Source organism: Tianweitania populi, from assembly GCF_014652875.1.
Classification (GTDB): domain Bacteria; phylum Pseudomonadota; class Alphaproteobacteria; order Rhizobiales; family Rhizobiaceae; genus Tianweitania; species Tianweitania populi.
Genome location: NZ_BMZQ01000005.1, coordinates 146,835 through 171,014, shown reverse-complemented (window position 1 = coordinate 171,014; position 24,180 = coordinate 146,835). Strand labels below are relative to the sequence as shown.

The following is a 24,180-nucleotide window of genomic DNA, read 5'->3' as shown; positions in this document are numbered from 1 at the left end:
ACCTCCCTCAGTTCGGAACAGGAACCGTCCCCGCCCGTTTCTGGGCGGTGACGGCTTACGAACTGCTTACCAGCTGAAGTCCTTGGCATTCGCGCTGTCGACGACGCGCACATCGATCGGCACGGCGGCCGGAACAACACGAGCGCCCCACTTGTGAGCCAGTGCCAGAGCCAGGCCCACGCGAACCTGGTCACGCGGGAACTGAGCGGTGGTTTCGATGAAGGCGCCGCCCTTGGTGATGGCTTCCACGGCTTCCGGTGCACCATCGACCGAGGTCAGCTTGATGTCCTTGCCCGAGCCTTCGATGGCAGCGAGAGCGCCCATTGCGCCACCGTCATTGACGGAGAAGATGCCAGCGAGGTTCGGATAGGACTGGATCATGTTCTCGACGACGCCCAGCGCAACCGAACGATCCTGACGGCCGTTCTGCGTGGTGACGAGCTTGATGTCCGGGTTTTCACCCAGTGCAGCCTTGCAGCCTTCAACGCGCTCAAGGATCGGTACAACGGGAATACCGTCGAGGATCGCGACCTCGCCTTTGCCGCCGAGCTTCTCAGCCATGTACTTGCAGGACTGGTATCCGGCATCGCGGTTCTTCGATCCCACAAATGTGTCCACCGGACCACTTGCGTTGGCATCAACGGCAACCACGATCACGTTCTTCTCCTTCGCCATCGTCACGGCGGATTCGATGCCGGCGCTGTCGGTCGGATTGAGCAGGAGAATGTCGATTCCCTGCTGCAGCATGTCTTCGACGTCGGAAATCTGCTTGGCGACGTCATGGCCGGCATCGGTCACAATGACTTCCGCGCCGATTGCCTTGGCAGCTTCGTTCAAGGCTTCCTGCATAGACACGAAATACGGATTGTTCAGCTCCTGAAAGGTCATGCCGATCTTGAGCTTCTTGTCCTGTGCCATGGCCGGAACCGCCGCGCTGAGTGCCAAAGCCGCGACGGAAAACGCCAAAAGTGCTCTCTTCATAGTCAGTCCTCCCTAGGTGGTTCTAGTGGGCAGAATTGCCCGTTCTCGGTCGACAATCATCGCCCAGATTCTTGGTGGTCACGCGGCTTCCCATCGGCGGCAATTCGCCGGCCAGATGGGTCTGGTTCGCTGCAAAGGTTTCGCGGAACTGCGAGGGTGACATGCCCTTCAAGGTCAGGAACTGGCGATTGAAGTTGGACAGGTTGGAAAAGCCGACCTCAAAGCAGATCTCAGCCACCTTTGTGTCCGGCTCGGTCAAAAGCATCTGGCAGGCAAGATCGACGCGAAGCTGGTTCTTGTAGCGCACCAGCGTCGTGCCAGTGTGCTTTTTGAACGCCCGCGAAAAGGTACTGGAACTCAGCCCGACAACCTCGGCAAGCTCGCCCTCGTCCACCGACCGGACCAGGTTCTCACGCAGATAGGCAATGGCTTGATTGATGCCGCAGCGTGCGTTTCTGTCGACGTTAAGCTCATAGCTCAAGCTCGCGAGCACTTCCGGTTGCGGCGCGCAGGCCAGCACATCCAGGATTTCCCAGAACAGCGATAGGCGGCGCATGCCCCGCGCTTCGATCAGGCTGCGCATGAGAGGCGCGACGGTGCGGCTGGTGGCATCATCGAACAGCAGACCGCGTCGGCTGCGATCGAGCAGAGGGCGAATAACCGCTACCTCCGGCATTATGTCGCAGGCGTCATCGATAAAGGCTTCTGGAAATTGGATCACCATCGAACGCAGCGGGACGATTTCACCCGGCGCGATGTCGCTGATCCAGTTCTGCGGCAAGTTCGGCCCAGTCATGACCAGCTGTCCGCGCGAAAAGTCGCCTATATGATCGCCGACATAGAACTTGCCGGTCGTTTCAACGACGAGATGGATTTCGTATTCAGGATGATAATGCCAGCGCACGGTGCGGAACGGATAGCCATGCATCCAGGCGGCGAAGGATTCGCCTTTGCGGATGTGGACCAGTTCCAGGTCGGGCTGCATGGCTGAACGATCCTCCCCTGGGCCTCGTCGGACCCAACGTCCAAGCAGCCTCCTCGCCGCTCAACGTCATAGGAACGTTACAATGAGACTACCTCGCTGCTCCACTACAGCAGCAAACTCCGACTGATACTTTTTTGTCATCTAGGCGAGGGGCGCATTGAGAATTGTCGCCTGGGCTTCTCGATGGAAGCCGGTCCAATGGGGCTTGATGAAGCGATAGACCGCACTGGTCACGCTGAGCGGCCCACCGATGGTCGGTCTCCAGCTCTACGAGAGACTTGCGCGCCATTTTATAACGGCGCGCAAGTGCAGGCATGCGATTTGCTTAGGCGGCAGAACGCTTCGCGTTCTCCAACTCCAGCCGGTATTCGACCAGATCCTTGATCGTGACGACGAGCAATCCATGCTGCTCGGCAAACAGTTCGAGATCCGTCAGCCGGGACATCGTGCCGTCATCGTTGGAGACCTCGCAGATGACGCCCGACGGAAGCTTACCTGCCATGCGGCAAAGGTCGACGGCGGCTTCGGTGTGTCCAGTCCGGCCAAGTACACCCTGCGGGTTCGCCCGCAGAGGGAAGATATGGCCGGGACGCGCGAACTCTTCAGGCCGCGCTGCCGAGTCGACAAGCGCCTTCACGGTCGCCGCGCGGTCTGCCGCCGAGATGCCGGTGGAGGTGCCGGGGATGTAGTCCACGGAAACGGTGAAGGCCGTCTTCATGGACTCGGTATTGTTGGGCACCATCAATGGGAGGTCGAGCGCGTCGAGACGTGCGCCGTCCATTGCGACGCAGATCAGGCCACGGGCCTTATTCATCATGAACGCGATCTTGGCGGGGGTTGCATCTTCGGACGCAAAAATCAGATCGCCTTCGTTTTCGCGATCCTCATCATCCACGACGATAACCATCTCGCCACGCGCGATGGCTTTGACTGCATCTTCGATTTTGGAAATAGGCATGGTCAAGTCTTTCAAGGGTTAAGCCGGTGAAGGCTGTTGCATCGGCTCGCGCCGACAAAACTTTCCCTTGGGCGAACAAGCACCACGAGTGACCTTGTTGCGATCACCGCGGGTTTGCTCTCTTCCATCCGGACTATAACCGTCGGCTCCGGCATCGCACCGGATCTGCTGACCTTCCCAACCGGGAAGCGCTCGCGGGCTCCGGGACAAGCCCGATACCGCCGGTGGGGAGTTTCGCCCCGCCCTGAGAACAGATCGACTGTATTGCGAAACCGGTACTGACTGCAACCCTTCAAAGACCAAGAGCAGACAGCCAGCAGACAGTTGCGAGATCTTTGCGATCTACTTCGCGATCAGAACTTCGATCCCGCGCTTTTCAAACTCCCGCGCATCACGATCGGAGATGCCGTCATCGGTGATGAAGGAATGGATCACATCGAGCGATCCGAGACGCGTGAAGGACGACCGGTTGATCTTGGTGGAATCAGCCACGAGGTACACATGCGCCGCGGCCTTGATCATGGCTTCCTTGAGCTGCAGGTCTGCGAAGCTCGGATAGGTCAGGCCCGCATCGAGCGCAACGCCGGCGGTGGCAAGGAACAGCTTGCCGGCAAAGATGTTGCGGAAATAGTCGACCGACTTGTCGCCGGACAAGGACAGCGTGGGCGACTTGAACTGGCCGCCGGGCATATGAACCGCGAAGCTCGGAACCGACCCGAGTATCACGGCAATGTTCAGCGCGTTGGTAATCAAGGTGAGATCGCGGCGGCTGGTCAACCGGGTAGCAATCTCCGTCGTCGTCGTACCCGCATCGAGGATCAGCGTTTCGCCGTCCTTGATGAGACCTGCGGCCAGAGCGCCGATGCGGCGCTTCTTATCCATGTTCTCCTGATGATGGAGCGTCATGGTGCCGGTCTGCGGCGCGACGGAGTTCAGGTAAGCGCCGCCGTGTTCTCGGGTTATGAAACCCTCATTCTCCAGCCGCTCGAGGTCCTGGCGAATAGTCGCTTCCGAAACGTGAAACGCACCGGCCAGATCCCTTACCCGGGCCGAACCTTCCTCCTGAAGCCATTCGAGGATGCGGCGCCGTCTCGGCTCGGACAACAGCCCGATCATCGAGTCCGATGCGTCATGCTCGCTTTTTGCTTCCATTTGGATCGGCCCACACCCGCACTATCGCAATCAATCGAGATTAATCGATTTACTCCCAGTGATCCTTATAGCATCGGCACGTCGCATCAACCTCAATTGGCGTTCTGCTGCAGAACCACACGCGCCTGAAGCTTCTGCTGGATCTGATCGACCACGACGGCGGCGATGATAACAAGACCCTTGATCACCGTCTGCCAGAATGACGAAACGCCCATCATGATCAGGCCATCGGCGAGGATGCCGATTACGAAGGCGCCCACGATCGTGCCGCCGATGCGCCCGCGACCGCCGGACATGGAGGTGCCGCCCAGAACCGCTGCAGCAATGGCATTGAGCTCAAAGGTCTCGCCCGTTGCGGGGTGGCTGGCCTGCAACTGCGACGAGATGATGAGACCGACAAAGGCCGCACAGAAGCCGGAGAACATGTAAACAAAGAGCTTGATGCGGTCGACATTCACGCCGGACAGGGCAGCGCCCCGTTCATTGCCGCCCACGGCATATATGTGCCGGCCGAGCGGCGTACGGGTTGCGAGATAGGCGGCCAAAAGCGCAACTACGATCATGATCCACACGGAGATCGGCAGACCGAGCAGCGTGCCGGAGCCAATGATGCGGAACGTGTCCGAGCCGTATTCGGGGTTACCGGCGAGGTTCGGGAACGTCCGCCCCTCCGAAAACAGAAGTGCTGCACCACGCGCGACATAAAGCACGCCCAGCGTCGCAATAAACGGCGCGACGTTCAACTTGGTGATCAGCATGCCGTTGATCCATCCTATGAAGACGCCGACCACGAGCACGATGAGGCAAATTTCGATCGTGTTGAATTGAACGCTGTAGGCGATCCCGAGGAAGTTGAGATCGATCCCAAACAGCACGAGATACCCGGCAACCATGGCGCATAGACCGACGATGGAGCCGACCGAAAGATCGATGCCACCCGCAATGATCACGAAGGTCATGCCGATCGCGAGAAGGGCGTTCAGCGCCACATGCTTGGAGATGATCAGCATGTTGCCGGTCGACAGGAAGTTCGGCGCGGCAATCGCGAAGAAAGCGAAGACCAGGATCAACGCAACGAAGGTCCGCATGTGCAAAAGCAGCAGCAGCGTGGATGTGCGCGACTTCACCCCTTTCGTGACGGTTTTGACATCACCCGCGGCGTTGATGCTGCTCATTATACTTCAACCCTGTTGAGATTGGGCGTCGCCGCCGAAATCACGTCCGACGCCTTGGCACCGGCCGGAAACTGTCCGGTCAGCCGGCCATTCGCCATGACGAGAATGCGATCGGAAAGGGCGAGAACCTCTTCCAGATCGGAGGTGACGAAGAGAATGCCTAGGCCGTCCGCCGCCAGGCGCCGCATGGTGCGGAAGATTTCGGCCTTGGCGCCGATGTCGATGCCGCGCGAGGGCTCGTCCATCAGGAGAATGCGCGGCTTGGTCATCAGCGCCTTGCCGATCACCACCTTCTGCTGGTTGCCGCCCGACAGGCTCGAAACCGGGTGTTCCAGGCTGGCGATCTTGATCGCCATACGCTTCACATAGTCCGCAGCCTTGGCGAGTTCCGCCTTCAGGCTGAGGTGGAAGCCGCGGGTGAAATCGTAGAGCGAAGACATGGTAAGGTTTTCGCGGATCGACATGATCTGCACCAGCCCATCGCGCTTGCGGTCTTCCGGGATCAAAGCGAGGCCGCGGCGGATGCGACCCGCAACGCTCTTTTCCTTCACCAGCTTGCCCGAAATGAAGAGTTGGCCCGAGGAATTTGGATGCTGAGCCATGATGCATTCCAGCAGTTCTGAACGCCCTGCCCCCATCAAGCCGTAAAGCCCGACGATCTCGCCTGCACGAACCGACAGCGACATGTGATCAACGGCGTAACCGCCGGCGGCGCTTGGAAGGCAAACATCCTCGGCGCGGAAGATCTCGGCGCCGAGTTCATGCTCGACGGTCTTGGGAAACTCCTTGGACGCGCTGCCGATCATGTTGGCAACGATCCAAGGGATGTCGACGCCCTGCATCGAGCGCGAGCCGGTGATCACCCCATCGCGCAGCACGGTGATGTAGTCGCCGATGCGGATCAGTTCTTCCAAACGATGGGAGATGTAAACGATGCCCACGCCCTGCTTCTTCAGGTCCTTGATGACCCGGAACAGGACCTCGACTTCCGTTGCCGAAAGTGCCGATGTGGGCTCGTCGAGGATCAGGATGCGCGCGTCTTCCGCCAGCGCCTTGGCGATTTCAACGATCTGTTGCTGGCCGATCCGCAGATTGCCGAGCGGTGCGTTTGGATCGATCTCCTGCTCGAGGCGCTTCATCAAAGCGCGAGCCGTGGCGGTCTGCGCGGCGCTGTCGATGTGGATGCCGGCCTTCGTTTTTTCGTGGCCGACAAAGATGTTCTCGGCGACCGTCAGGTTCGGGAACAAATTGAGTTCCTGGAAGACGATACCGACGCCCTGCTTGGCGGCATCCGCCTTGTCGGCGAAGACAACGGGCTTGCCGTCCAGTTCGATCGTGCCGCCGTTGAGTTGCTCGACGCCGGCAATGATCTTCATCAGCGTCGACTTGCCGGCGCCGTTTTCGCCGACCAGAACATTGACCGCACCCATGCGAAGGTCGAAGTCGACGCTCTTTAGCGCCTGCGTGCCGGGATAGATTTTCGAGCCGTTGCGGATCGACAGGCCGATCGGATGAGGCTCGACAGGACTGGCGTCGCTCATGGCGCAACCTCGATCGACACCGGCATCACCAGCGGCTTTTCGCTGCCGGAGCGAATGACCATCGCCCCAAGGAAATTGACGCGCTTGCCCTTCAAGGGAGCATCAGCGGCCGGGAGCTTTGAGACAGCCTTGTCATTCAGTGCCCGCCCCAGTTTTGCGTATTCGATCTGGTCGCGGAAGGTGGAGAAGTCGTAGAGGTTGGTCGTGTCGCGAAGCGCACTGCCCTTGATCACAGGGCCAAGCTGGAGCGTCGCGTCGGCCGCACCGTCACCGTCGAGGTCAATCTCGGCCACGGCTGCCTTTGAAGCGCGGTTCTCATCGACGATCGTGCCACTTCCCTTGACGGCAAAGTTCCAACCGCCACCGGCACCTCCGACCTTTACACCTTGGCTTTCGCCGGCCTTGTCCAAACCATCCTTGATGGCGCCGCGCAAAGTTGCGAGATCGGCTGCCTTCTCGGTGAGGGCGGGCACAAGCTTTGCGTCAAAGGTCGTTTCCACGAGCTCGGCGATCGGGTCGGCAGCAGCACCGCCGGAACCACTGCTACCGGTGGCAACCAGCTTGCAGCCGCAAAGAGACGTGGCAAGCAAGCCTGCCACAAAGAGTGTTCTGACTGTCATGGGAACCGCACTTTGGTCAAAGCGGAAGCCACCCGTTCGCAAATCTCGCGCACGGGTGGCGTTCGCGGTGCTTATTCGCTCAGCGCGAAGGTCTCGAGCTTCGACGCATTGTCGGCATTGATGAGAATGCAGTCCATCAGCTGCTTTTCTTCCAAGCCGGTCTTGCCGGTCTTGATGAACTTGTCGGCCTGTTCAACGGCATTCTGCGCTTGCTGGTAAGCCGGCTGAAGTACGGTCGCCTTGATGCCGCCGTTCTTGATGGAATCGCGCACGTCGTTGGAGCCGTCGAAGCCAACCACGATAACATCCTTGCGGCCGGCAGCTTCAAGCGCGGCATAGGCGCCCATGGCCATGGTGTCGTTGCCCGAAATCACGCCCTTAATATCGGGGTGAGCCTGGAGGATCGATTCCATCACCGTATAAGCTTCAGTCTGCGACCAGTTGGCGGTCTGCTGAGCAACAGACTTCAAATCGGAATATTGATCGATAACGTCGTGGTAGCCCTGCGAGCGGATGCCGGCATTGGTGTCGGACTCCTTGCCGAGAAGCTCGGCATAGTTGCCCTTCTCGCCCATGAGCTTGACGAATTCCTCGGCGCCGAGCTGGGCACCCTGATAATTGTTGGAGACGATCTGCGACACGGCAACGCCGGTGGTGGTGATTTCACGATCGATCAGGAACGAGGGGATCGACTTGTCTTTGGCCTTCTGCACTGCGGCCACGGAAGCGTCAGCGCCGGCATTATCAAGGATGATCGCCTTTACGCCGGCGGCAATGGCACTGTCGAACAGTTCGTTCTGCTTGTTGGCATCATCGTCATGGACGAGCACCATGGTCTCGTAACCGAGTTCCTTTGCCTTGGCGGCGGCACCATCGGCTTCGGCCTTGAAGAACGGGTTATCGTGGCTTGGGGTGATGATCGCGATCGTATCAGCCGCAAAGGCGCCGCCAGACATCGCGCTGGCAATGCCAAGGGCAACGACCGACATCAAAAGACGGTTCTTGAGTTTCATGAAGACCTCCCGTTGAACAAGACCACCCTCCAGTGGCTTGGCATCAAACTATCGATCTCTTTCGTTTGAAGTCAATCTCTTTTTGAAGCGGCTTCGTTCAGCTTCGCTAACAGCCTGCCGACGCAGAGCACAGTCGAGACGGTCTTTCCGCTCACGCAGCCAACATCTTGCCTACCACCAGCGATATTTTTGGTTGAAAGAAAGCGCAATTCATGCGAGATAACCAATCAAACGAAAATAATCGAAGACAATCGCGCATAACGTATACTGGTTGGATGCGGATGTTTGTTCGGGAGGAGCAGGAGGGGTGCGGCACTATCTGCATCCATCCGCGTATCTTGATGGGCTGCGCGAACAACCGCACTCAAATACCCAAAGGACATGGAGGAACCTATGAGCGAACAACGTTTCGGCGCCGGCATCTGGCACTTCGCCACCTATCTTGACCGCTATGCCACCGATGGCTACGGCGCCCCGCGCAGCGTCATCGACGCCATCGACCTGGCCGGCCAGGTCAAGGACTTGTCGGTTGTGGATCTCAACTATCCCTTCTTCGGCGGCGATTTTTCCAACGCGCAGGTCAAGGAAGCGCTGGATCGCAACAAACTCAGCGTTATCGGCATCACGCCGGAGATCTATACCCGCGAATTCGTCAAAGGCTCTTTCACCAACCCCGATGCCGGCGTGCGCCGCCGGACGCATGAACTGGTGACGGAAGCCTGTGAGCAAGTCCGCTATTTCGGTGCCGATTACGTCAAGCTTTGGCCGGGCCAGGACGGCTGGGATTACCCGTTCCAGGTCGATTACGGCACATTGTGGCAGCATTCGCTCGATGGCGTCGGCAAGCTTGCCAGCGAAAATCCCGATCTGAAGTTCGTCATCGAATACAAGCCGCGCGAACCCCGCGTTCATATGAGCTTCTGCTCCGTTGCCCGCACCCTGCTGGGCATCGAGAAGATCGGTCTGCCCAATGTCGGCATCCTGCTCGATTTCGGCCATGCCATCATGGGCGGTGAGAACGCCGCCGACAGCGCACAGCTGGCTATCGATTACGGCCGTTTGTTCGGCATGGACGTCAACGACAACTACCGGTCATGGGATGACGATCTCGTCGCCGGCAGCCTGCATCCGATCGAGCTTTTCGAGTTCTTCCACGTGCTGCGCAAGAACAAGTGGGAAGGTGTGTGGCAGCTCGACCAGTTCCCGTTCCGCGAAGACAGCGTCGCGACCGCCAACCACGCCATTGATTTCCTCAAGGCAGCCGCTCGCGGTCTCGATGCGCTCGACATCGATGCGCTTCGTGAGGCGCAAAGCCGCCATGACGCCATCGGTGCATTGAAGATCGCTCAGAAGGCTTTGTACGGCGCCATGTAGGCGCCGTCTGGCAAGAGCCGACTTAGCTATGAAAGGCATGACTTATGTCGACGAATGACATCGCCCAGACCATCCGCGAGAAAGCCTTGTGGATGCGCCGCAGGGCTTTCACAATGGTTTTCGACGCGCGGCTGGGACATCCCGGCGGTGACTTTTCGGCAATCGACATCATCGCGACGCTGTATTTCGGCGTCATGCGCTATGACCCAAAAAAGCCGGAGATGGCGGAACGCGATCGCTTCATCATGTCCAAGGGGCATGCGACGGGCGCTCTTTATACGGGTCTGTGCGCAGCCGGCTATTTCCCGGAAGACTGGCTGAACACCTATATGCAGCCGCAATCCAAGCTGAACGGGCATCCGAACCGCAACTACCTTCCAGGGGTCGAGACCAATACCGGTCCGCTCGGTCATGGCGTACCAGTTGCGCTCGGCATTGCCATCGCAGGGCAGTTGACCAACGCAGATTACCGAACCTTCGTTCTCACCGGCGACGGCGAGTTACAAGAAGGATCGAACTGGGAAGCCGCGATGACCGCTGGCAACCGCAAGCTCGGTAAGCTCACGCTAATCGTCGACCGCAACCGGCTTCAGCAGGGCATGGGCACCGAGGAAACCAACGGCCTCGATCCGCTCGACGACAAGTTCCGCGCTTTTGGCTGGGATGTCGAGATGGTCGACGGCCATGATGTCGATGCGCTGTTGACCGCCTTGAGCGAGCCGGCGGGCGGGCGAACCAAACCGCTCTGCATCATTGCCAACACGATCAAGGGCAAGGGCGTTTCCTTCATGGAAAACATTGCTTCCTGGCACCATGGCGTACCGAATGCCGAGCAACACACCACCGCTTTGGAGGAATTGATCTGATGGCTGCTCCCGCTGTAAAACAGGACGGCTTGCACGATTGCCGCGATGCCTGGGCGCGGACGATCGAGGATCTTGCCGCGCAGGATCCGCGCATCGTCGTGGTTGTCAACGATTCTGTCGGCTCTTCGAAGCTCGGCGGCTTCCAGAAGAAGCATGCCGACCGCCTGATCAATGTGGGCATTGCCGAGCAGAATATGGTCGGCGTCAGCGCAGGCCTCGCCAATGGCGGCCGCATTCCCTTTGTTTCCGCCGCATCCTGCTTTTTGACCGGACGCGCGCTGGAGCAGGTGAAGGCAGATGTCGCCTATGCCAACTTCAACGTCAAACTCGTCGGACAGTCATCCGGCGTTGCTTACGGCGAGCTTGGACCGACCCATCACTCGATCGAAGACTTCGCCTGGCTGCGCCCGCTCAACAACATCTCGATCGTTGTCCCGGCCGATGCCTGGGAAACGGCAGAGGCGGTGAAATGGGCGGCGTCGCATGAAGGCCCGGTCTATATCCGCCTGAGCCGCATGCCTGTTCCCGATTTGGAAGTTGCCGATCGCAAGTTCGCGCACGGCAAGGCCGAACTGGTTCGCGATGGAAGCGATGTGACGCTGATCGCCTGCGGCACGATGGTTCATCTGGCTGCCAAGGCAGCAGCCGACCTGGAAGCCGAGGGGATCTCCGCCCGCGTTTTGAACATGGGGACCATCACGCCGCTGGATGAAGCAGCGATTGCGTCGGCGGCGCATGAAACGGGTGCGATCGTCACGATCGAGGAAGCCAACATCCATGGCGGCCTCGGCGGCGCGGTAGCCGAATATACCGCGTCCAGCGAGCCAGTGCCGGTTGAACGCATGGGCTTCCCGGGCTTCGTTCCGACCGGCTCCGTTGAATGGCTGTTCGACCATTTCGGGCTGACGGCTGAGGGCATTGCCCGCACGGCACGCAAGGCGATCGGACGCAAGCGCGCATGAGCACCGGCCATGTCATTGCCATCGACCAGGGCACGACCAATACCAAGGCGATCCTGGTTGACATGGCAGGTGGCATCGTCGCCAAGGCTTCGGCGCCGCTGAAGTCGACCTATCCGCGCCCCGGCTGGGCCGAACAATCCGCCGTGGAAATCTGGGCCAGCGTCCAGGCCGTCATCGCCGACATCATGGCATCGGGCAACTACGACATCAGCGGCCTGGCCATCGCCAACCAGCGCGAAACGCTGGTGGTGTGGGATGCCGAAACAGGCTTACCCCTTACGCCAGCCATCCTTTGGCAGTGCCGACGCACCGCCAAAGTTTGCGACGCGCTGATCGCGGATGGAGCCAACCCCGCGGTCGTGGAAGCGACCGGCCTTTCGATCAACGCCCTCTTCCCGGCCTCAAAGCTGGGATGGGTGATGGAGAATGTGCCGGAGGCCCGGAGCTTTGCCGAACAAGGCCGGCTTCGAGCCGGAACGGTGGATAGCTGGCTGCTTTACCGTCTGACCGGTGGCAAAACGTTCGCCACAGATCATTCCAACGCATCTCGCACGCAACTGTTCAACACCCAGCGGCTGCAATGGGACGAAAGTCTGTGTGACCTGTTCCATGTGCCTTTATCGGCATTGCCGGACGTCCGCGCCTCGAACAGCCGCTTCGGCGAAGTGGCAGACGGTGTAACCGCCCTGCCCGCTAGCGTTCCGATCCTTGCCATGATGGGAGACAGCCATGCCGCGCTTTATGGCCATGGCGTGCGCGCCCCGGGTCTTGTGAAAGCCACCTACGGCACCGGCTCCTCGCTGATGACGCTGACACCGGAACGCGTGTTGTCAAAGCACGGCCTTTCCGCCACCATCGCCTGGAGCGAGCAGGATCAGGGCGTAACCTACGCTCTCGAAGGCAACATCACAGTTTCCGCACAGGCAGCCGCCTTCGCTGCCGACATGCTGGGTCTGCCTGACGCCAAAGCCCTTTCCGAGCTTGCAGAAACCGTCGAAGATAGCGGCGGCGTGACCTTCGTTCCGGCACTCGCCGGCCTCGGCGCACCGCACTGGAACGACACTGTTTCCGGCACCATCTCCGGCATGACGCTCGCAACCACCCGAGCCCACCTCGCTCGCGCAACGCTGGAAGCTATCGTTCTTCAAATCGCCGACGTGTTCAACGCCATGGAGCAGGACATCGAAGGCTCGCTGCACGGCCTGCTCGCCGACGGCGGCGCATCGGCGAACGATCTTCTCATGCAGTTACAAGCTGATCTTCTCAATCGCCCTGTCACACGCAGCGCTCAAGCCGAAGTCGGCGCAATCGGCGTCGCAGCGATGGCTCTCAAAAACCTTGCAAGCCTACCGGCCCCGTCGCATCAATCTGACACAGTGTTTCAGCCCCGACAAGAGGCCGGAACCTGGCGGTCGAAAGTTACAGGCGATTGGCGCTCGCTGCTTGGACGCTTGACCGCGCATTAGTCCATAGGTCATCAACAGGACTGACCACCTTTCCGTGCGCGGACAGATCGATGCGGAACAGTCCTTGGATCACGGCCTAACATGGCTTCCCAGCCTGCGCTCAAGCCATCGGCTGTAACGCGATCCCGCATAACAGAACACAAAATAGATCACGGCGACGGTGAGGTAGGCTTCGTCATAGAAACCCAGCCACTGCGGGTCGGTGGCGGAGGCGCGGGCGGCGTTCAGGAGATCGAAGATGCCGATCACTGCAAGCAGCGAGGTCGCAAGCAGGAACCCGATCGCCAGGTTGACGAGGCCGGGAATGACAAGGCGCAGCGCTTGCGGCAAGACGATCAGCTGCATCGTGCGCCAGTAGCCGAGACCGAGCGCGGTGGCCGCCTCTTCCTGGCCAGCCGGGATTGTCTGCAGACCGGCGCGCACGACCTCTGCCACGTAAGCCGACCAGAACAGGGTGATCATGATCATGGCGCGCAGCGTCTTGTCGAAGCCCTGACCGCCAGGGATAGCCATCGGCAGGATCAGCATCGCCACATAAAGGATCGCCACCATCGGCGTGCCGCGCATCAATTCGATTAAGAGGATTGAGACAGTGCGGAGGCCGCCCATGCGGGAGCGTCGCGCAAGGGCAAGTAGCACGGCGAGCGGCATGGCGAGGGCGAAGCAGACGGTCCACACAAAGAGTGTGACCGGCAAGCCGCCCCACTGGTTCGACGGCACGCGCAGCAAGAGCCAACCGCCGGACATCAGCACCCAGCTGCCGACGATCACGACGATCCAGGCAATCAGCAGTTCGCGCCGCCAGAAGCGTGGCTGTGCCGTGATCACTAGGAGCGCAACAAGCAGCAGCATGACCAGCAGCGGACGCCATTGCAGGTCGGGTGGGTAGAAGGCGAACAGGATGAAACGCAGCTTGGCGGCGACGAAGGACCAGCACGCACCACCGGCCGCGACGCAATCGCCCGAGGGACCCGAGAAGCTTGCATCAAGCAGCCCCCATCGGATCAGCGGAGGTACAATCCAAACCAGCAATACTACCGTCAGAACCGTGAGGCTGGTGTTCAGCCATCCGCCGAACAGACCGCGACGTAGGCGATCGAAAATGACGTTCGCCTGCCGGACAGTTTGGAAGCCGTCGGTCATCGCGCCTGCCCCCGCAAGGCAACGCGCCGATTATACAGGTTCATAGCAGCCGACACTGTCAGATTGAGGGTGAGATAAAGGCCTATCAGGATCGCCAGCGCTTCAAAGGACTGGCCTGTCGTGTTGGCCGTGGTGTTGATGACATTGACGAGGTCGGGATAGCCAATCGCAACGGCGAGGCTGGAATCCTTGGTGAGGTCGAGATAGCTGGACGTTGTCAGCGGGGTGATCACCCGCAGCGCCTGCGGCAGCACGATCAGGCGCATGATCTGGCCGTCGCGCAGGCCGAGCGTCCGCGCTGCTTCCCACTGCCCCTGGCTGACGGACTGGATTCCCGCGCGCACAATCTCGGCGATGGCCGCGGAGAACTTCACGGTCAAACCCGTCAGCAGCGCGGCAAATTCCGGCGTCAGGCTTGCTCCGCCACGAATATTGAACCCGGCCAAAACAGGAAGTTCGGCGCTGAAGCGGCCATCGCTGAGGAGTAGAACAATGGCAATCGCGACAAGGCCGGCGACGAATAGCACCCCGAAGCGGCTTAAAGTCAGCCCATGGCCACGGCGCAGCCACGACAAACCAGCGACAAGGGCAGCAACAATCGCGATGATCAGCCACCAGGTCCACGCACTCGCCTCCACGAGATTGACCGTAGGAACGAACACGCCGCGATTGGTGAGGAACACGGAGTCAAATGCGCTGATGGCGGCGCGAGGCGGCGGGAATGATTTGGCGAGCGCGATCCAGAAGAACAATTGCAACAGCAGCGGCGTGTTGCGGATCGCTTCGATATACCAACGCACGAGGGTGGCGAGCAGGAGGTTGCCCGACAGTCCGGCAACACCCAGAATCACGCCTAAAATGGTGGCGAAAACGCAGCCGAGTGCTGCAACCTTGATCGTGTTGAGCAGCCCCACGAGTATCGCGCGAAAATAGGGATCGCCAGCGCGAAAGGGGATCAAGCCCTCGCCGATCTCGAAATTGGCCGAGCGCCACAAGAAGTCGAAGCCGGGTGTAATCCCGATGCGCGTCATGGTCGCCAGCGTGTTGCTGGCCAGCACAATGACCAGCAGGCCGAGTGCGGCGATAAACAGCCCTTGCGACAGCGCATGCGGCCCCCACCAGGCGCGCACCTGACGCAAGATGCCGGGCCTTGTCGGGCCCGGCAGTATCGTTTCGGTTGTCATGGATGCTTGCGCTTAGCGGAACGGCGGCGAATAAAGCAGGCCGCCGTCGGTCCACAGGCGGTTGTAGCCACGCTCCCAGCCCAGCGGCTTCAGGTGCTTGTCGAACAACTCACCGTAATTGCCCACGGTCTTGATGATGTTGTAAGCCCATTTCGGATCAAGGCCGATCGATTGGCCGAGCGCAGGATCGACACCGAGGAAGCGCTTGATGGCCGGATCTTCGGATTTTAGGAACTCGTCGACATTAGCCGAAGTGATGCCCCACTCTTCAGCCTGGATCGTGGCATTGACGGTCCAGTTAACGATCTCCAGCCAGCGATCATCGCCGCCGGCGATTGCCGGAGCGAGCGGCTCCTTGGACAGGCGCTCGGGCAGAACGACGTAGTCATCCGGGTTCTTCAGCTGCGTGCGCTTGCCGACAAGATCCGACGAGTCCTGCGTGATCGCATCGACGCGGCCTGATTGCAGCGCGTCGATGAATTCGCTGGTGTCTTCGATGGTCACCGGCGTGAACTGCTTGCCAGTCTTGCGGAAGAAGTCGGCAATATTGAGCTCGCCGGTTGTGCCGCTCTGAATGCCGATCGTTGCGCCGTCGAGATCAGCCGCCTTTCCGACGTTTAGATCCTTGCGCACCAGAATGCCCTGGCCATCATAGAAGATGGTCGGACCGAAGTGGAAGCCGAGCTGGAAGGCGCGGGTAACGGTGACGGTGACGCCCGAAAGAAGGATGTCGAACTCGCCGGATTGAAGCGCGGGCAGACGCTGCTGCGGCGATGAGTTGGTGAATTCGACCTTATCCGGCGTGCCGAACACGGCGATCGACAGCGCGCGGCCGTAATCGATGAAAAAACCCTGCCACTTACCGCTACTGTCGGGCGCGAAGAAGCCGGGCGTCGTGCCAACGCCAACCTTGATGGAGCCGCGCTCCTTGATCTTGTCCAGTGTCGGACCGGCATGACCGGGCGTCGCGAGAAAGGTTGTACTGATCGCCAGGCCAGCTGCCAAAACCGATCTCCAGCCATGGCCCAAGCGTTTCGTGGACGTCATGATGAATGCTCCTGAGTCTCGTTTGTTATCGTCCAGCCGGCGTCCCCCGCCGTGGTTGATAATCTCAGGGTACTTGCTCAGAGGCTTCAGACTAGAAATTCCAAACTAAAATCCAGCTGGTTTGACGAGCAGCGTGCTAAACTTTGAGGCATCTCGAATATGCGGCTAAACGACTGACGGGAAAAGAAAAACCGGGCGCGCATGCGGCCCGGTCAAGTGGAAGGTGCGAGACCTTCTGAGGGGAACACGTCCGCCGAAAGAGGAACCAGCGGGCGTTCGGTTGTTCTGGCAGACCCGGCTTCACCTCACGACGAACAGGATTCTAAATTGTTCGTCGACGAGGAACAAACCATCCATCAGGCTGCGCGGGGCGCCTTGCCGAGAAGATCGGCGTAATGGCGCTCCGCTACGTCCGGATGGGAGCGCAACCGGCTCTTCAGGACATTGGCGCCGACATCGCGCAGCAATGGATTATCCGGATCGCTGGCCGGACCAGTCGCTTCCCGTGCAAGCTCCTCCGGCAAATCCAGCAGCGGAATGGTGGCGTCGAGCCTTGCGCTGAAGAAGAACGGGACGGAGATGCGATCGACGCCAGCAGGCGGTGCAACGACACGGTGTACCGTTGCGCGGAGATAACCGTTGGAGGCGAGTTCCAGAAGTTCGCCGATGTTGACGACGAGGGTGCCCGGCAGCGGCTCGACATCCACCCAGCTGCCGTCATATTCCACTTGCAAGCCGCGGTTTTCGTCCTGGAGAAGCAAGGTCAGGAAGCCGCCATCCTTATGCGCGCCGACGCCCTGATCATTCGCCTCCGTCTCGCGCCCAGGATATCGGACGATCTTCATGCGATGGTTCGGCTCGCCGCGATAGATCGAGCCGAACGCATCCTCATCCTGTTCAAGCGCGAGCGCGAAAGCCTGTAGCAGCCGGATCCCAACATCGGTGACCTTGTTCTGCCAATTCAGCAAACGCGATTGAAGATCAGGAAGCGAAGCAGGCCACTGATTGGGCCCTTGCAACCGCGTCCAAGCAGGTGAGCCGGGCTCCTGCACGAGCGTTGGACGCTCAAAGCCAATGTCTAGCTGCTCGCGCCAGTCTGCCTTGCCTTGAGTGCGCTCTCCGCCAGCGCGGGTATAGCCGCGGAATTGCGGGGAGTTGACCATCTCGATCGCCTGCTTTTCGGCATCGGGAAGGGCGAAAAACTGACGCGAAGCCTTCAGGACTTGATTGATCTCGTCGAACGAAATGCCGTGGCCGCCAAGATAGAAGAAGCCAATGTCGCGCGCGGCTGAACGGAGATCGGCAAGAAACGCGCTTCGCGCCTGCTCGCCACGTTCAAGCTGACTGAGATCCAGCACAGGAACGATCCTGGTCATCGAGCGACTCCTTGCGACGATAAACCGGTCGTTCGACACGCGATCAATTCGGCCATTTTGTGGATGTGGCTCATGGTGCTTCCTCACTGCTTCACCAATGGTGTTGCACCACGCTCCCATGAGCTTGATCGCACTTCCAAGCATGGGACATTCGCTGTGATGGCAGATCAGGGAAGATTTACATCGAAGAAGCGTTTTCGTTGAGAACGAAGCTGCACCGACGTCGCCAGCGCAGCTGACGCCTGCAGTCGCTTCAAAGGCAGTTTTTGTAGAGCCAAGATGAGCATTCATCCTGGCTCCGGCAACGCTCTAGGCCCGACGGGGGACCGTGTCTTGGATTCTATGAAAGCGTTTGCATCAAACGAATTTCAGGATGCAAGCCAAAGCGGTGGTGCACGGCGCGCTCCTGTGTTCGGCGCAGAAGCGAGATGACGTCTTCGCCGAAACTGGCCACATCCTCCGGCGTTTGCAGCCCGCGCACTGTGAAGTGCGACACGCCTAGCTCAATATAAGGAAGGAGTTGCAGCACCATGTCTTCCGCGCGGCCGGTTAACTCCAGCACTTCCTGCGGTGGCATCATGACCAACGAGCGTGTTCCTGACTTTGTTAGGGGTACATCATTCGGTTGAATATCCAGTGAGTAGCGAATGCGGCCTGATCTACCGAACGGTATCGCTGCAGCTTCCACCTGCGCAATGAGGTCCTTGGCTTCAGCAAGGCCAACGCCGCCGAGCTTGAACACATCCGCATGCCGTGCCGCGACGCGAACAGCGACTGCGGAACGCCCGCCTATGATGAGCGGCAGCGTCCTGTGACATCGCCGCGCCGAGAGTATAGCACCGTGCAGGCTGAAGAAGCGGCCTTCATAGTCGATCGCTTTATCGTTGAGCCAAAGGCGCTTCAACAAGGTGAGATACTCGTCGGTTCTTGCCTGGTCCGTTTCGTGAACGAAGGAGGCACGCTCGATTGAAGTGGGCTCGCCCACGATTTCGACGCTCAACCCGCCAGCAGCGCTACAGTCCAGCAAAGCAAACGTATCCGCCGCTTCAACCAGTTCCTCATGCGGACGGTGCTGGATGGTGAGCTTCGGCCCGGTACGGTCGGCAGATAGTCCGCGCGCCAGTCCAAGAGCACCAGCTCCCCCAACCAATATCGTATCGAACCCGGCTTGAGCAAACGACTGAGGCAGATCCGACTTGCGGCGATGCTCGTGAAGGCGAGGCACCCCGGCTTCTGCCTGGGTCAGTATAAGGCCTGCAAATTCGATGCTCATGGAGGCTCTCCCATCCTGTTCCGAGTTGTTCGGCTAAGCGGTCGTCATCCTTGTCTTGAGCGCGCTTCCTCCTGCGCGACTTCTTGTTGGGCCCACGCCGAGGTTACCCCTCTCGCAGCCAGGCTGACGGCTGAAGCGTCAACAAAGATAGTCTAGTAAGTTACTAGGGATTGTCGAGGGCCGGTCTTCTAAATTTTTCGAAGGGGGAAAGCAGCAGTCAAATTTGGGGGTTAGATCAAATGCGATCCACGCCGAGTTGATAGCTCGCCTTGGGATTTAAATTCCTACAAAGCTAGTAGATTTAGCATCCGGTTTGTCGCGAGGTCTCTGAAGGCTTGGTTATTTAGGTGCTCGACGCTGCTTCGGCACGTCAGGAAACGATAGAGATCATTAGATGACCCTTGTCGCAGATGCGCTTCGCCCTCCAGTAGCTAGCAGGGCTTTATCCCTCCCAACGGTATCCTTGAGGGATGCCATGCGGCGTTCCGCTGGCGGTGTCAGTGTAATCACCGCTGGCATCGGCGAGGATAGAACCGGCGCAACGGTGACGACGGCAATTTCCTTTTCCGTCGAACCTGAAACGATGCTCGTCAGCATCAACCTGTCGTCCTCGACCTGGCCGGCCATTCGTCGCTACGGGCACTTCTGCGTCAATGTCCTGAGCAACGAACAGCAGGCGGTCGCGGACAGGTTTGCCGGGCGCGGTGGGACCAAGGGTCCGGCGCGGTATCTCGGTAGTTCTTGGTCGCGCCTCGTGACCGGCGCGGGCGTGCTCGATGATGCGCTCGCCTCGGTGGACTGCGAGGTCGAAGAGGTGATCGAGCGGCATAGCCACGCCCTGATCTTCGGTGCCGTACGAGCCGTCAGGCTGCGTGATGGTGCAGCGCTTGCTTACGGCAATGGTCGTTACGGCACGTTGAACGCGCTCTGAGCGTCCCCTCCTCAACGAACAGGATCTGTCATGACGCTTGAAACGTCCTTGTCGTCCGGCCCGACGCTCCGATCATCCCGCTCAAGCGGTTTGATCGACACCCGGTCCCACAGAGCTTTGCGGGACAGCGAGTTGCTGGCGCTCTCTTGGCTAGCGCCACTTCTGCTGGTGGTCGCTTGGGAACTGGCCGCACATCTCGGTTGGATAAGACCACAGGTCCTGCCGGCGCCCAGCACGGTTGTGGCCACCGCCTGGAAGCTCCTAGCAAATGGCACGCTGTTTGAACATCTCGGCTATAGCATGCTTCGCGCGGCGATCGGCTTCGCCATCGGCGGGAGCATCGGCTTTGCGCTCGGCATCCTCGTTGGTTTCTCACGGCTCGCCGAAGCGCTCCTCGATCGCTCGATCCAGATGATCCGGGCTATTCCCTTTCTTGCGCTCTTACCGCTTGTCATCGTCTGGTTCGGCGTCGACGAAGCCGGCAAGATATTCCTTGTTTCGCTGGCCGTGATGTTCCCGATCTACATCAACACCGTGCTGGGCATCCGCCAGATCGATTTGAAGCTTCTGGAACTTGCGAAGGTCACGGGGCTCTCCTTGCGCGGGCGCATCACCAAGATCATCCTGCCGGGCGCGCTGCCCTCAATCCTCACCGGCGTGCGTTACGCCCTTGCCGTTGCATGGCTTGCGCTTGTGATTGCCGAGACCATCGCCACCACAAAGGGCATCGGCTTCCTTGCCATGGACGCGCGTGAGTTCCTGCAAACCAACGTCATCGTGCTGACCATTGTCATTTATGCCGCCATCGGCGTGCTGGCCGACAGCGCAGCGCGCGCCCTGGAGCGCCGGCTTCTCGCCTGGCATCCCAACTATGCAAAGGGAGAACGCCGTTGAGCCTCCAGAACAACGCCGCGGTCGTCGTTCGCGACCTGCATCGTCACTACGGCAAGCGGATCGTCATCGAAGGCCTGAACCTGCGCATCGAGCCCGGCGAGTTCGTCGCCATGCTGGGTGAAAGCGGATGCGGTAAAACCACGCTCTTGCGCGCGCTGGCCGGTCTCGATCCGGTGGATGGCGGCTCGATCGACGGACCTGCCCAGCCTGCGGTCGTGTTTCAGGAACACCGCCTGCTTCCGTGGGCGCCTCTCTGGCAGAACGTGGCACTCGGCATGGACACGGCGGAAGGCAAGGCGAAAGCCATTGCCGCACTGCAAGAAGTCGGGCTTGGCGGACGTGAAAACGACTGGCCTCGCAATCTTTCCGGCGGACAGGCGCAGCGTGTTGCACTTGCTCGTGCCCTCGTGCGCGAACCGTCGCTTCTTCTCCTGGACGAGCCCTTCGCCGCACTCGACGCGCTGACCCGGATCAAGATGCACGAACTGATCAAGGATCTCGTTGCCCTGCACCGGCCTGGCGTTCTCCTTGTGACCCATGACGTGGATGAAGCCATCGCGCTGGCCGACCGCATTTTGGTGATGCGCGGTGGTCGCATCGCTTCAACATACGAAGTCGCAGCGGAGACCGAAAGCGGTCCCCAGTCTTTGCGGCACAAGCTTCTCGGCCAACTCGGCGTCACGCTCCACGAGCGCGCCGCCTAGCACGTAAACACTCTTAACCAAGGCTTTCACGACAGGCTGCAGCCGGTCGAACGTCATCCCTTTGCCCTCTTTCATCAGACAGGACGTTTCAGCATGACGGTTTCCAAACACTTCAAAATCAACCGCCGCAGCCTTCTTCAAGGCGCGACCCTGGCGCTTGGCGCCGCGGCAACCGGCGTCGCATTGACGGGCAGTGCGTCAGCGCAAGGCACCCGCAATACCGATACGGTGCGCCTTGGCTGGGGTCGCGGCGGGTTGCCGCTCGTGGCGAAGCAGCGTGGCGAGTTCGAGAAGATACTTGCCGGTGAAGACATCAAGGTCGAGTGGGTAGGCCCTTTTCCCAACCACGCTCCGTCGCTTCAGGCCGTGGTCGGCGGCAGTGCCGATTTCGGCTTCTGGGGCAGCACGACGCCAGCCCTTGCCGGCATCATCGCCGGGTCACCCTTCGTTTTCACCAACTTCAACGTCTACACGCCGCGCTCCACCGCGATCATCGTGAAGAAGGACTCCGGCATCGACTCCGTTGCCGATCTCGTCGGCAAAAAGGTTGCCGTCAATCGGTCCGGATTGGGTGAGTTTCTGCTGGTGGCAGCGCTTGAGAAGAACGGCGTGGACCGCAAGGATGTCGAATTCGTCTACCTGAACCCGCCAGACGCTTCGCCGGCATTCGGCCAAGGCCGCGTCGATGCCTGGTCGATGTGGACGCCGGCCGTCGATATCGCGCGCGAACAATATGACGCCAAGGACATCTTCTTCGAAGGAACGGATCTCGACTTCCTGATCGATTATTCCTCGCTGGTCACGCTGCGCGATTTCGCGACGAACAACTCAGCCCTCGTGCGCGCCGTGATCGACGCCTACCATCAGGAAGGCCAGTGGATCAGCGACAATCCGCTGGAGGCCGAAACCATCGCGCAGAAGGAAGGCCAGTACAGCGACGCCGTGCGCGATCATCTCGTCGCCTACAAGCGTCAAAACAAGTTCTACGAAGCCGATGACACAGGCTTCCTCGCCGATTTCCAGAAAGCGGCGGACTGGCTGGCTGAACGCTCCATCCTGCCCGAACGCATCACTGTTTCAGACCATGTTCTGCGCGTCTGATCTTCATTAGGCCGAACCTGACTGGCAGCCGTCGCGCCTTCTTTTTCAGAACCCAGAGGAGTTCGTCTCATGCCCGCCGCCAAACCTGTGCGCCTCGGCGTCAACGTGCTTGCATCCGGCCGTCACGATGCTGCCTGGAAGACCTTGCCCGATGCCGCCGGCCTTTCCAGCGACATCGACGCTTTCATCCGCATCGCCAAGGTCGCCGAGCGCGGCAAGATCGATGCGCTCTTCTTGGCCGACGGACCAGGAGGATTGGTGGATGAAGCTTTTCACCGGCCCTGGCGCGCGCTGGATCCGATCACGCTTCTGTCCGCACTAAGCCAAGTAACGGAACGCATTGGTCTGGTTGCCACGACCTCCACGATCTTCGGCCATCCCTACGTCGTTGCGCGCCAGATCGCCACGCTCGACCACATCAGCAAGGGGCGCGCGGCCTGGAACATCATTACCAGCCAGTCGCCCGTTGCGCTGGCTGCCTATGGCCTTGATCAAGGCTTCGACCAGGAAGAACGCTACCGTCGCGCAAGCGAGTTCGCGGAGATTGTCACCGGCCTATGGGACTCGTTGCCGAATGCGGCGATTGTCGCCGATCACGCCCGCAACGTCTTCGTGGATGAACAGGCGTTGCGCCCGATCGACATCCAAGGCAAGCATTTCCGCACCAAGGGCTCATTGTCAGCGCCGGTCGGACCGCAAGGGCGACCGGTGATCTTCCAAGCCGGCCAGTCGGAAGACAGCAAGGCCTTCGGCGCGCGCTATGCGGATGCGCTGTTCACGGGGCAGCGTGTCATCGAGGGCGGGCGCAAGTTCTATGCCGACGTGAAGGCGCTTGCCCGTTCCAACGGTCGCAACGCGGATGATCTTCTCGTCATGCCGGGTCTGTTCCCGATCGTCGGCGGCACGGAACAGGAGGCCCTGCGACGCAAGGCCGATCTCGATGCCGGGCTCGACCTCGACTTCCTGCATGGCGAACTCGCCCGCCATTTCGCACTCGATCCCGATGACCTGCCGCTGGACGAGCCGCTGCCGTTCGCGCGCATCGAGGCAGCCGAGCCAAGGGTGCCGATCGCGTCCCGTTGGCCGCGCAAGCAGATCCTGTCGGAAGCGGTGACGTATGGATGGACGGCGCGCCAGGCCGCCCTCAGCAACATCATCGGCGGTCACCGCATGGTGGTTGGTGCCCCGGAGCAAATCGCGGCTGACATCCTGCACTGGATCGACACGGGTGCGGCCGACGGCTTCAACCTCAATATCGACGTGCAGACGAGCGGTCTCGAAGACATCGTCGATCATGTCATCCCGATCCTGCAGAAGGCCGGTCGCTTCCGCACCGATTACACCGGACAGACGCTCCGCCACCACCTGGGGCTGGCTCACTATGTCGATCCGCGCGATGCCGAGCCTGTCCGGCATGTTGGCACGGCCGCTTGA

22 protein-coding genes and 1 riboswitch are annotated in these 24,180 nt (G+C 60.2%); of the genes, 9 read left to right on the top strand and 13 right to left on the bottom strand.

The features are described from left to right. Positions 1–66 precede the first annotated feature (66 nt). The 8 genes from IE166_RS19250 to IE166_RS19215 all read right to left on the bottom strand — a co-directional run bounded on the left by IE166_RS19250 (position 67) and on the right by IE166_RS19215 (position 8,425). Complete coding sequence (locus IE166_RS19250) at positions 67–981, bottom strand: ABC transporter substrate-binding protein (RefSeq protein ID WP_189507169.1); 915 nt, start codon at positions 979–981, stop codon at positions 67–69. A gap of 22 nt (positions 982–1,003) precedes the next feature. Beyond that, positions 1,004–1,966, bottom strand: a complete 963-nt coding sequence (locus IE166_RS19245; RefSeq protein ID WP_189507167.1) for an AraC family transcriptional regulator — start codon at positions 1,964–1,966, stop codon at positions 1,004–1,006. Positions 1,967–2,291: 325 nt separating this feature from the next. Then, the gene (gene ribB, locus IE166_RS19240) at positions 2,292–2,924 is read right to left on the bottom strand and encodes a 3,4-dihydroxy-2-butanone-4-phosphate synthase (RefSeq protein ID WP_189507165.1); all 633 of its coding nucleotides are present in this window, start codon (positions 2,922–2,924) and stop codon (positions 2,292–2,294) included. 112 nt (positions 2,925–3,036) lie between these two features. Beyond that, positions 3,037–3,180: riboswitch (FMN riboswitch) on the bottom strand. 86 nt (positions 3,181–3,266) lie between these two features. Then, positions 3,267–4,076, bottom strand: coding sequence for a DeoR/GlpR family DNA-binding transcription regulator (locus IE166_RS19235; protein ID WP_189507163.1), 810 nt, complete (start codon positions 4,074–4,076; stop codon positions 3,267–3,269). Between the two features lie 92 nt (positions 4,077–4,168). Beyond that, positions 4,169–5,164: an ABC transporter permease gene (locus tag IE166_RS19230; protein ID WP_244641608.1), complete on the bottom strand. Its 996-nt coding sequence runs from the start codon at positions 5,162–5,164 to the stop codon at positions 4,169–4,171. An 86-nt stretch (positions 5,165–5,250) separates the two neighbouring features. Next, the gene (locus tag IE166_RS19225; RefSeq protein WP_189507159.1) at positions 5,251–6,792 is read right to left on the bottom strand and encodes a sugar ABC transporter ATP-binding protein; all 1,542 of its coding nucleotides are present in this window, start codon (positions 6,790–6,792) and stop codon (positions 5,251–5,253) included. Beyond that, positions 6,789–7,412: a DUF2291 family protein gene (locus IE166_RS19220; RefSeq protein ID WP_189507157.1), complete on the bottom strand. Its 624-nt coding sequence runs from the start codon at positions 7,410–7,412 to the stop codon at positions 6,789–6,791. The genes IE166_RS19225 and IE166_RS19220 overlap by 4 nt, the downstream gene beginning before the upstream one ends. A 71-nt stretch (positions 7,413–7,483) precedes the next feature. Next, positions 7,484–8,425, bottom strand: coding sequence for a D-ribose ABC transporter substrate-binding protein (locus IE166_RS19215; RefSeq protein ID WP_189507155.1), 942 nt, complete (start codon positions 8,423–8,425; stop codon positions 7,484–7,486). A 393-nt stretch (positions 8,426–8,818) separates the two neighbouring features. Here IE166_RS19215 and IE166_RS19210 point away from each other — a divergent pair, with 393 nt between their 5' ends. Genes IE166_RS19210 through IE166_RS19195 form a run of 4 tightly spaced genes read left to right on the top strand, consistent with a single transcriptional unit; the run spans position 8,819 to position 13,093 of the window. Then, positions 8,819–9,799: a sugar phosphate isomerase/epimerase family protein gene (locus tag IE166_RS19210; RefSeq protein WP_189507152.1), complete on the top strand. Its 981-nt coding sequence runs from the start codon at positions 8,819–8,821 to the stop codon at positions 9,797–9,799. 44 nt (positions 9,800–9,843) lie between these two features. Beyond that, positions 9,844–10,665 carry a transketolase gene (locus IE166_RS19205; RefSeq protein WP_189507150.1) on the top strand — a complete coding sequence of 274 codons (822 nt, stop codon included), beginning with the start codon at positions 9,844–9,846 and terminating at the stop codon, positions 10,663–10,665. Then, positions 10,665–11,627 carry a transketolase family protein gene (locus IE166_RS19200; protein ID WP_189507148.1) on the top strand — a complete coding sequence of 321 codons (963 nt, stop codon included), beginning with the start codon at positions 10,665–10,667 and terminating at the stop codon, positions 11,625–11,627. Before IE166_RS19205 ends, IE166_RS19200 begins: the two co-directional genes overlap by 1 nt. After that, positions 11,624–13,093 (top strand): FGGY-family carbohydrate kinase, encoded by a 1,470-nt coding sequence (locus IE166_RS19195; RefSeq protein ID WP_189507146.1) that lies wholly within the window; start codon positions 11,624–11,626, stop codon positions 13,091–13,093. The genes IE166_RS19200 and IE166_RS19195 overlap by 4 nt, the downstream gene beginning before the upstream one ends. A 69-nt stretch (positions 13,094–13,162) precedes the next feature. Here the strand turns inward: IE166_RS19195 and IE166_RS19190 are convergent, their stop codons facing one another. The 5 genes from IE166_RS19190 to IE166_RS19170 form a co-directional block, all read right to left on the bottom strand. Then, positions 13,163–14,236, bottom strand: a complete 1,074-nt coding sequence (locus tag IE166_RS19190) for an amino acid ABC transporter permease (protein WP_189507144.1) — start codon at positions 14,234–14,236, stop codon at positions 13,163–13,165. Beyond that, a complete protein-coding gene (locus IE166_RS19185) occupies positions 14,233–15,420 on the bottom strand; it encodes an amino acid ABC transporter permease (RefSeq protein WP_244641594.1) in 1,188 nt (395 codons plus the stop codon). The genes IE166_RS19190 and IE166_RS19185 overlap by 4 nt, the downstream gene beginning before the upstream one ends. 12 nt (positions 15,421–15,432) lie before the next feature. Continuing rightward, on the bottom strand, positions 15,433–16,467 hold the full coding sequence (locus tag IE166_RS19180) for an amino acid ABC transporter substrate-binding protein (protein WP_189507142.1): 1,035 nt from the start codon (positions 16,465–16,467) through the stop codon (positions 15,433–15,435). A gap of 356 nt (positions 16,468–16,823) precedes the next feature. Next, positions 16,824–17,843, bottom strand: a complete 1,020-nt coding sequence (locus tag IE166_RS19175) for an isopenicillin N synthase family dioxygenase (RefSeq protein ID WP_189507141.1) — start codon at positions 17,841–17,843, stop codon at positions 16,824–16,826. Between the two features lie 340 nt (positions 17,844–18,183). Continuing rightward, positions 18,184–19,116 carry an LLM class flavin-dependent oxidoreductase gene (locus tag IE166_RS19170; protein ID WP_189507138.1) on the bottom strand — a complete coding sequence of 311 codons (933 nt, stop codon included), beginning with the start codon at positions 19,114–19,116 and terminating at the stop codon, positions 18,184–18,186. A 475-nt stretch (positions 19,117–19,591) separates the two neighbouring features. Here IE166_RS19170 and IE166_RS19165 point away from each other — a divergent pair, with 475 nt between their 5' ends. The 5 genes from IE166_RS19165 (at position 19,592) to IE166_RS19145 (ending at position 24,180) form a co-directional block, all read left to right on the top strand. Further along, the gene (locus IE166_RS19165; RefSeq protein WP_244641593.1) at positions 19,592–20,047 is read left to right on the top strand and encodes a flavin reductase family protein; all 456 of its coding nucleotides are present in this window, start codon (positions 19,592–19,594) and stop codon (positions 20,045–20,047) included. Positions 20,048–20,077: 30 nt separating this feature from the next. Continuing rightward, positions 20,078–20,941 carry an ABC transporter permease subunit gene (locus IE166_RS19160; protein WP_189507135.1) on the top strand — a complete coding sequence of 288 codons (864 nt, stop codon included), beginning with the start codon at positions 20,078–20,080 and terminating at the stop codon, positions 20,939–20,941. Then, on the top strand, positions 20,938–21,645 hold the full coding sequence (locus IE166_RS19155; RefSeq protein WP_210312996.1) for an ABC transporter ATP-binding protein: 708 nt from the start codon (positions 20,938–20,940) through the stop codon (positions 21,643–21,645). The genes IE166_RS19160 and IE166_RS19155 overlap by 4 nt, the downstream gene beginning before the upstream one ends. Before the next feature lie 93 nt (positions 21,646–21,738). Beyond that, complete coding sequence (locus IE166_RS19150) at positions 21,739–22,746, top strand: NrtA/SsuA/CpmA family ABC transporter substrate-binding protein (protein ID WP_189507133.1); 1,008 nt, start codon at positions 21,739–21,741, stop codon at positions 22,744–22,746. Between the two features lie 69 nt (positions 22,747–22,815). Next, positions 22,816–24,180, top strand: coding sequence for an NtaA/DmoA family FMN-dependent monooxygenase (locus tag IE166_RS19145; protein WP_189507131.1), 1,365 nt, complete (start codon positions 22,816–22,818; stop codon positions 24,178–24,180).